Consider the following 8,702-nt stretch of genomic DNA (forward strand, 5'->3'; position numbering starts at 1 on the left):
CCGACGGCGGCGTGACCGTCTACGCCGGCAGCCACTCCCACGGCCAGGGTCACGAGACCACCTACGCCCAGATCGTCGCCGACGAACTCGAGGTTCCCTCCGACGAGATCGACGTCGTCGAGGGCGACACCGACGCGATCCCGCGAGGGATCGGTACCTTCGGCAGCCGGAGCACCATCGCGGCGGGCAACGCCGTCCGCGAGGGCGCCCGCGAGGTTCTCGAGAAGGCCCGCCGGATCGCGGCCCACCGCCTCGAGGCCGACGTCGACGAGATCGCCTACGCCGACGGCGAGTTCGCCGTCGAACGCGAGCGGTTGTCTGCGGACGGGGGAACGGAGGACGGGGCCGGCGAGGAGCCCGTCTCGTTCGCCGAGGTGGCGGGGGCCGCCTACGGCCGGGGCTTGCCGGACGGCCTCGACCCCGGGCTCGAGTCGACGTGCTTCTACGAGCCCGAGGGATCCGCCTACACCTTCGGCACCCACGTCGCCGCGGTGGCGGTCGATCCCGACACCGGGGACGTCGAGGTCGAGCGCTACGTCGCCGTCGACGACTGCGGGCCGCGGATCAATCCCACGATCGTCGAGGGGCAGGTCCACGGCGGCGTCGCCCAGGGGATCGGTCAGGTGCGCTACGAGCACGCGGTCTACGACGAGGGGAGCGGACGACTCCTGACGGACTCGATGCTCGAGTACGGCGTCCCGCGAGCCGAACACGTGCCGCGGATGGAGACCGCCGCGACGGAGACGCCGAGTCCCCGAAATCCCATGGGCGTGAAGGGGATCGGCGAGGCGGGGACGATCGCCGCCCCGCCCGTCGTCGTCAACGCCGTCTGCGACGCGCTCGCGCCGCTGGGCGTCGCGCACGTCGACATGCCGCTGACCGAAGAGCGGGTCTGGCGGGCGATCCACGGCGACCCGACGTGACGGCGGGGAACCGCGTCGAGCCGGCGACGGCGCCCGCGGCTCACTCCGTCAGCACGTCGTCGACGAAGTCGTCGACCGCCTCCTCGAGGGCCTCGCCGACCTCGCCCTTCTCCAGGCGGATCGCGATCCGATAGGCGACGACGTAGCCGACCGCGGTGGCGATCGCGGCGAGGATGAGGTTCCCCAGGAGGAGCCTGACCACGATGTCCGGACCGGCCGTCACCGAGACCTCCGAGCGCGAGACGCCCTCGACGGGGCCCAGGAGCGCCACGCCGAGCGTGAAACTCGACGCGTAGACGCCCCACTTCACGACCGGGTTGAAGACGACCACCGAGGCGAACAGGGCGATCTTGCTGACCCGTTCCGTGACGGCGACGATCCCGAAAAACAACAGGAGGCCGGTTCCGAGGGTCGGCAGCATCGTGATGAACGTGCCGAGCGCGAAGCTCCCCGCGACCTCCCGCGGCGTGTGCTTCTCGAGCAGCGCCTGCCTGATCTCCGCGCGGAGTCGCGCCGAGAGCGCCCGGCACCTGGCCCGAACCATTCTGCGGATGGATCCGCCCGGGAGGCCATCAACTCTCCGGTCGGACGCGCCGACCGTCAGCGATCCGACCCTTCTCGCACCGACCGATCACGATTCGACGGTCGGTCCTCGCTGCCGTGGACTCGGCTTGCCGTTGGTTCCCCGACGGTCTGAGGCCTCGGTCGCCGGCGTACCCACCGTCGGACGTCTCGGTCACCGGCGTACCCACCGTCGGACGCCTCGGCCATCGGAATCCGACCCCCGGACGCCTCGGTCACCGGAGTACCGACCGCCGGACGGTGCGGGTGTGGGGCGCGATCCGGTGGGTCGCCGCGCGAACGATCGGTCGAGAACCGCCACGAATCGCTCTCTTTCGACTTTCTGGAGTGTGGTCCCCGGTTCGATTTCTTCGGAAATGGACGGTTAACCGCCAACGATATTCAGGATTTATTAGTAATCGTGGGGGGCAGCGGCCACGGCGCAACGCCGTTAGCACCCTATGAGAGACGACCCACGTTACGGCGATCGCGACGGGCCGCTGGCCCTGTCGCGGCGGACTGTACTGCACGGAACGGCGCTCGCGGGCGCGCTCGGACTGTTTTCTTCGTCGGGCCTCGCGGACGGCGGCGGGGACGTCGAGGAGGTGGTCGTCCGCGCCGAGGACGTCGAGGTGCCGTTCTTCGCGGCAGACGCGGACGCCGTCGAGGAACTTCGGGCGAAGGCGGCCGAGGCCCAGGAACCGATCGTCGACTACGTCGCGGAGACCGACGGGCTCGAGGTGACGAACCGATTTTGGCTCGCGAACGCGCTCCTGCTCGAAGTCGACGGGGCCGAGGTCGACCTCGACGCGCTTCGCTCGCTCGACGGCGTCTCCGAAGTCCACGCGAACCACGCGTTCGAGCTCCCCGGGCCGGCCGCCGGCTCGACCCGCGACGGGGCGGACGGAGCCACGTACGGCTTGAACCAGATCAACGCACCCGACGCGTGGGGAGCCTTCGGAACGCGCGGCGAGGGCGCGCGGATCGCCGTCCTCGACACCGGCGTCGATCCGGACCACCCGGACCTCGAGATCGACCCCGACGACTTCGCCGAGTTCGACGGCGACGGCGAGGAAGTCGACGCCGATCCCCACGACACCGGCATGCACGGCACCCACGTGAGCGGGACGGTCGTCGGCGCCGAGGAGCCCGCCGGCGACGTCCCGTCCTACGGCGTCGCGCCGGAGGCGACGCTCATGCACGGGCTGGTCCTCCCGGGCGGCGGCGGCACCTTCGCCCAGATCATCGGCGGGATGGAGTGGGCCGTCGAGAACGACGCCGACGCGATCAACATGAGCCTCGGCGCGGGCGGCTACCACGGCGAGATGATCGAGCCGATCCGCAACGCCGAGGCGGCCGGCACCCTCGTGATCGCGGCGTCGGGCAACGACGGCGCGGGCACCTCCGGCTCGCCCGGTAACGTCCACGATTCGCTGGCCGTCGGCGCCAGCGACGAGAACGAGGCGATCGCCGACTTCTCGAGCGGCGAGACGATCGATACCGAAACGGCGTGGGGCGTCCTCGCGCCGTCGGAGTGGCCTGACGAGTACGTCGTCCCCGACGTTTCGGCACCGGGCGTGGACGTGCTGAGCGCGATTCCTGTCGACTACGCCGACGACGAGTACGACGCGGTCTCGGGCACGTCGATGGCGTCGCCGCACGTCGCCGGCCTCCTCGCCCTGATGCAGTCGGCCGCCGAAGACGCGTTCGACCCCTCGCAGGCGAAAGCCGCGCTGACGACGACGGGCTGGAAACCCGCCGACGAGTCGGACGGACAGGACACCCGCTACGGGCACGGCATCGTCGACGCCCTCCACGCGACGAGTCGCGTGGCCGCCGAGAGCGGCGTCGAGGGGACCGTCGCCGACGGCGACGGCGACCCGATCGCGGGCGCGACGGTCGAGCTCGACGGCTTCCCGACCGAGACCGACGCCGACGGCGCCTACACCCTCCGGGCGCTCGCGGGCACCTACGAGGTCACGGCGGACGCCTTCGGCTACGCTCCGGTGACCGCCACAGTCGACGTTTCGGACGACCAGTTCACCGGCCACGACCTCACGCTCGACGACGCCCTCGCCGCCCGCCTCATCGCGGATCAGCCGGCGGGGCTCGAAGCCGGGGAGTCGTTCGAGGTGGAGCTCGGCGTCGCGAACGCCGACGCTCTCACGGTCTCCATCGAGGGCGACTACGAGGGGGGAGCGGCGCTCGCGATCGACGGCGACGAGGAAGCCCGCTTCGACGAAGCGTACGACTTCGACGGCGTCGAGACGGGGACCGTCACGGTGTCCGTCTCGACGGACGAGAAGGGGCTCGGCGATCTCGAACTCCGCCACGCGTTCGAGGGCCTCGGCGAGACCGTCGAGGTGACCACCGGACCGACGTCGGTGTTCGATCAGCCCGTTCCGATCGGCGTCGTCGACGTCGAGGGCGGGGGCTTCACCGCCGACGTCGTGGCGATGCTGGACGAGGAGATGCACCCGCGATACCAGTTCGAGGCGCTGACGCCGGCGGACGCGCTGGACGCGGTTCCGGACCGCGAGCACGAGGCCTACGTCGTCCAGAACCTCGGCGTCGACGAGGACGTGATCGAAGACTTCGCCGCGGAGACGGCCGACCCGGCGATCGGCGTGGTCTACCTCGACCAGTTCGAGGCCGACAGCAACGCGGTCTCCCAGCTGTCCGAGGCGACGGGCGACCCCCGCCACACCGTCGACGCCTACTTCCAGGGGATCGTCCCGCCCGTCGAGTACCGGATCGGTCAGGACCACCCGATCATCGAGGGCGTCGCGGACGTAGACGAGGCCGTTCCGATCACCGAACCGCCGGGGATCGCCGACCCATTCGTCGGCGTCTTCGGCGGCTTCCACACCTACTTCGAGGAGTACGCCGGTGCGGTCGCCGGCGCGACGATCGCGGAGACGGAGGCCAGCTTCCAGACGACCGGCGGCGGGCTCGGCGTCGACGATCTGAGCCGCACCGTGCTCGCCTCCTCGCTCGGTCTAGGCTTCTTCGTCGGCCGAAACGACGTCACCGCGAGCGGCCGCGAGATCCTCGGGAACGCCGTCTCGCACGCGGCGAGTGCGCCGGCGATTCGCGTCGCCGAGATGCCGCCCGAGCGGATCGCGCCGGGCGAGACCGCGACGATCGTCGTCGACGCCGACGACCTCCTCGAGGTCGAGATCGGCGTCTCCGGCCTCGAGTTCCTGGCGGCGGACGACCTGACGCTCCGGGTCGACGGCGAGGAGGCGGCCTTCGACGAGCCGATCGCGTTCGACGAGCCCCGCGACGGCGAACTCGAGATCGCGGTCGAGACGCCGGACGCGATCGGGCGGTTCGCCCCCGACGGTCGGTTCGTTACCCTCGGCGACCGCGACGAGGATGTCGAGACGGCCGTGACGTTCCGGCCGACGCGCGTCTACGAGTCGCCGATCCGCGTGCCTGAGCAGATCGACGACCTCCAGGGCGCCGTGGACTTCGTGGCACCGGGCGACGAGGTCGTCCTCGCCGACGGCACCTACGAGGTCGACGAACCCGACCGCGGCTTCCAGGCCGGCCTCTACGTCGGGACGGAGGGAATCACCCTCCGGGCGGCAGACGGCGCGACGCCGGAGATCGTCCACGCCCGAGACCTTCCCGCGCCGAACGTCGTCAACGTGGACGCCGACGACGTGACGATCGAGGGGATCCACGCCAACGTCGTCGACGGCGCGGTCGACGAGAAGAACGCGATCGCCAACGGGGTCCGCGTCGACGATCTGACGACCGGCGTGACCGTCAGGGACGTCACGGCGAGCGGCACGAGCGGGGTGTTCCTCGACGCGAACGTCTCGGACGTCGCGGTCGAGGGCGGGACGATGCTCGACACGTCGATCGGCGTCGGAACCGACCTCACGGGCGGACCCGTCGAGAACGTCAGGGTGACGGGCGTGACGATCGGGGAGCCGAGCGAACTCATCGGCTGGGGCGGCGTCTACCTCAACAACGCCGACGGCGTCACCGTCACCGACTGCGAGATCGCCTACGGCGAGAACTACGACGGCGGGGTCGTCGCCTGGGGCGCCTTCACCACCACCGAGGAGAGTCGCATCGAGAACAACGCGATCGTCGGCGTCGGTACCGACGAACCGCTTCTCGACGACTGGGAGAACGGCATCTTCGTCGACGATCTGGACGTCGAGATCCGTGACAACGAGATCGAGGACGTCCACGTGGGGATCCGCGTCGGCGACTTCGGCTTCGGCGACGGCGACGTCGTCGTCGAGGGGAACGCCATCTCGAACGCGGACACCGGCTACCGACAGACCGGCGACTACGCGACGCTGGAGCTGAACGACGTCGCGGCCGAGACCGGCCTCGACTTCGACGGCGGCTTCTTCGGGCTCGACGCGGACGCCGTGCTGGCCCGGTACAACGACCTCTCCGGGACCGATCTCCCGTTCCAGGGCGATCCGGGCGACGGGTTCGGAGCGCCCGAGGGCCCCTTCGACTGTCGCGAGAACTACCTCGGCGACCGCGACTACGACGAGACCATCGCGGACGGGGACGTCGAGTACGATCCCTTCCTGACGGTCCCGCCCGCCGAGCTCGACGCCTCGGCGGACGCCGCTGGGGCCGACGTCGCCGCTCCGACGGAGATCGGCACGGACCTCTACCTCCAGGCCGGCGAGACGTACGGCCTCGGGATCCCCGGACCGTCCGACCTGACGATCTGGGACGTCCTAGGCGTCGACGGCGGCCACGAGGCGTTCGCCGGCGAGGTCCACGCCTGGAACGAGGGAACCGAGTCCTGGCAGCCGGTGACCGGTCGCGGGAAGCTCTCCGATCAGAATACGCTGACCGGCTTCAAGGTGATCCCGGCGGAGGACCGCCGCGCGGTGATGCACTTCCAGTACCGGGAGGACGCCGAAGACGCCCCGCCGGGTCGTCGAGACAGCGACCTCGGCGTCACGGAGGTCGAGGAGGGCACGAACATCGTCTGCGCGCCCTCGTTCCTGGGCGACGAAGACTTCGAGGGCACCGCCGAGATCGAATCCATCGAGCCCGGCGATCTCCACGCCCCCGGCTCCCAGCTGGGCGAGCGGCTGATCGAGGACGAGGCGGAGAAGGTGAAAAAGCCGTTCAACGCCTACTACGTCGAGTGTACCGAGCCCGGCACGATCGTCTGCAACCTCGACGCGTACGATCCGACGACGGCCGAGCTCTGCGAGGCCCTCGGCGTCGACCCGGTGATCCACGACAGTCCGGGCGCCGGGGCGAGCGCCTCCGAACTCGACGTCGACGCGGCGGACGTCGTCGACGCCGCCGAGGACGACGAGACGGCCCGCGACGCGGTCGTCTCGCTGGTCGTCAAGCGGATCGCGAGCGAGATCGGCCCCGAGGCCGGGGACGACCCGGAAACGATCGTCGACGCGATCGAGGGCGTCGCCGGCCGGACGGCGGACGAAGCGCCCGCGAGCGACGAGGAACTCGTCGAGAACGCGGTCGGCGAGGCGGTGGGTGCGGCCGTTCGATCGCTCTTCGGCGCCGAGCACCTCTCCGACGGGAACGAGTCGGACGTCGAGTACGACGCGGCGGCCACGTTCGAAGCCGCTGAGGCCGACGACTAGTCCCCCGGTCGCGGGCCGTTTTCGGCCGCTCGTACGCACGGTTCGGTCTCGGCCGCTCGTACGCACGGTTCGGTCTCGAGCACACGAGCGTCCGACCCGTCGCGGACGTCGCGAAATCAGGTGAACCCTGGCCGATGCCGTCGGCGGCCGCCGTCGGCCGGCAGCGCGGCCACGGGCGGAAGCGTTTCGCCCCGCGACGGAACGCGACCCTTCTCACGCGCAGGTATCGACGGCGGGTACCCCGCCATCAAGGGTGCAACGAATTGTAGAAACCCTTTAGGTCAGGAAGAGCGGACTGTCTCCCTCTATGAACAGCACCCGTCGACGGATGCTGGCGGCGATCGGCGCCGGGACCGCCGTGACCCTGCTCGGGTCGTCCGCGACCGCCGCGGGCGCCTCCGACCGCGCGATCGTCCACCCGGCCGACGACGCCGCCGGCGTGATCGACGCGCTTCGGAGCGTCGGCGGCGAGGTCCTGCTGGAGTACGAGCACTTCGACTTCGTCGTCGCGCGGCTCCCCGCCGGCGTCCGCGACGAGCTCGAGTCCGACACGCGGGTGGATCTCGTGGAAGAAGACGCCCTCGCGATGGCGACGCCGGCGGCCGACGGGATCGATTCGATCGACGGCGACGATACCGTCCGCGAATCGTTCGGCGGGGCCCTGGGCGACCGCATCGGCGACGGGGCGCTCGACGGTACTCCGATCGACGACATCGTCGGCGGCGACGACGGTGACGAGGACGACGCGAGCTGTCTCCTCCACCCGCCACAGGCACCGTCGTGGGGGTGGGAGCGAATCGGGGCGGACCGAGCCGGGGGCGACGGCAGCGGCGTCTCCCTCGCGATCCTCGACACGGGGATCGAAACCGGCCACTGCGACCTCGACGTCGCCGGGGGTCGAAACTTCACGGGGGTCGATGGGAGCGACTACGAGGACCGGAACGGTCACGGAACCCACTGTGCGGGTATCGCGGCCGCGCTCGACAACGACGTCGGGGTCGTCGGCGTCGCTCCCGGCGTGGACCCGTACGCGGTCAAGGTCCTCGCCGACGACGGGACCGGGTTCCACAGCTGGATCGCCGCGGGCATCGACTGGTGTCTGTCGAACGGGATCGAAATCCTCTCGCTGAGCCTCGGCAGCGGATCGGGCAGCGTCGCGCTGGACGCGGCTATCGAGCGAGCGCACGCGGAGGGACACCTGCTGGTCGCATCCGCCGGCAACGAGGGCAACGACGGCGCCGACTCGTGCGCCGCGGAGACGATGACCTACCCCGCGACCCACGAGGACGTGCTCGCCGTCACGGCGATGGACCGGGACGAGACGCTGGCGGCCTACAGCAGCGTCGGATCAGCCGTCGACCTCATGGCGCCGGGCTCGAACGTCCGCTCGACCGACGTGAACGGGAGCTACAGTTACCAGAGCGGGACCAGCATGGCGTGCCCCTTCGTGGCCGGGGCCGCCGCCCTCGCGTGGACCGACGTCGGGGCCGGTCCGGGCCCGAACGACGAGGTTCGTGCGACGCTCTCGGAGACCGCCGAGGAGGTTCACGGGACCTGCGCCGAGGGGGACGGGCTCGTGAACGCGGCGGGCCTGGGGACCGGCTCGGGCGGC

4 protein-coding genes are annotated in these 8,702 nt (G+C 70.8%); 3 read left to right on the forward strand and 1 reads right to left on the reverse strand.

Features of this window, described 5'->3' with window-relative positions; all coding sequences use genetic code 11:
• Nucleotides 1–923, forward strand: a 923-nt coding sequence (locus QZT59_RS05480; protein WP_290812507.1) for a molybdopterin cofactor-binding domain-containing protein, incomplete at its 5' end; no start/stop codon positions are given.
• Nucleotides 924–963: 40 nt separating this feature from the next.
• Here the strand turns inward: QZT59_RS05480 and QZT59_RS05485 are convergent.
• On the reverse strand, nucleotides 964–1,467 hold the full coding sequence (locus QZT59_RS05485; RefSeq protein WP_290812510.1) for a DUF2062 domain-containing protein: 504 nt from the start codon (nucleotides 1,465–1,467) through the stop codon (nucleotides 964–966).
• Nucleotides 1,468–1,945: 478 nt separating this feature from the next.
• On the opposite strand from QZT59_RS05485, the gene QZT59_RS05490 reads away from it, so the two are divergent.
• Both QZT59_RS05490 and QZT59_RS05495 read left to right on the forward strand, forming a co-directional pair.
• The gene (locus QZT59_RS05490) at nucleotides 1,946–7,090 is read left to right on the forward strand and encodes a S8 family serine peptidase (RefSeq protein ID WP_290812512.1); all 5,145 of its coding nucleotides are present in this window, start codon (nucleotides 1,946–1,948) and stop codon (nucleotides 7,088–7,090) included.
• 307 nt (nucleotides 7,091–7,397) lie between these two features.
• On the forward strand, nucleotides 7,398–8,702 hold a 1,305-nt coding region (locus tag QZT59_RS05495), incomplete at its 3' end, for a S8 family peptidase (RefSeq protein ID WP_290812515.1).

This window comes from Halovivax sp. (genome assembly GCA_007119345.1).
Classification (GTDB): Archaea; Halobacteriota; Halobacteria; order Halobacteriales; family Natrialbaceae; genus Halovivax.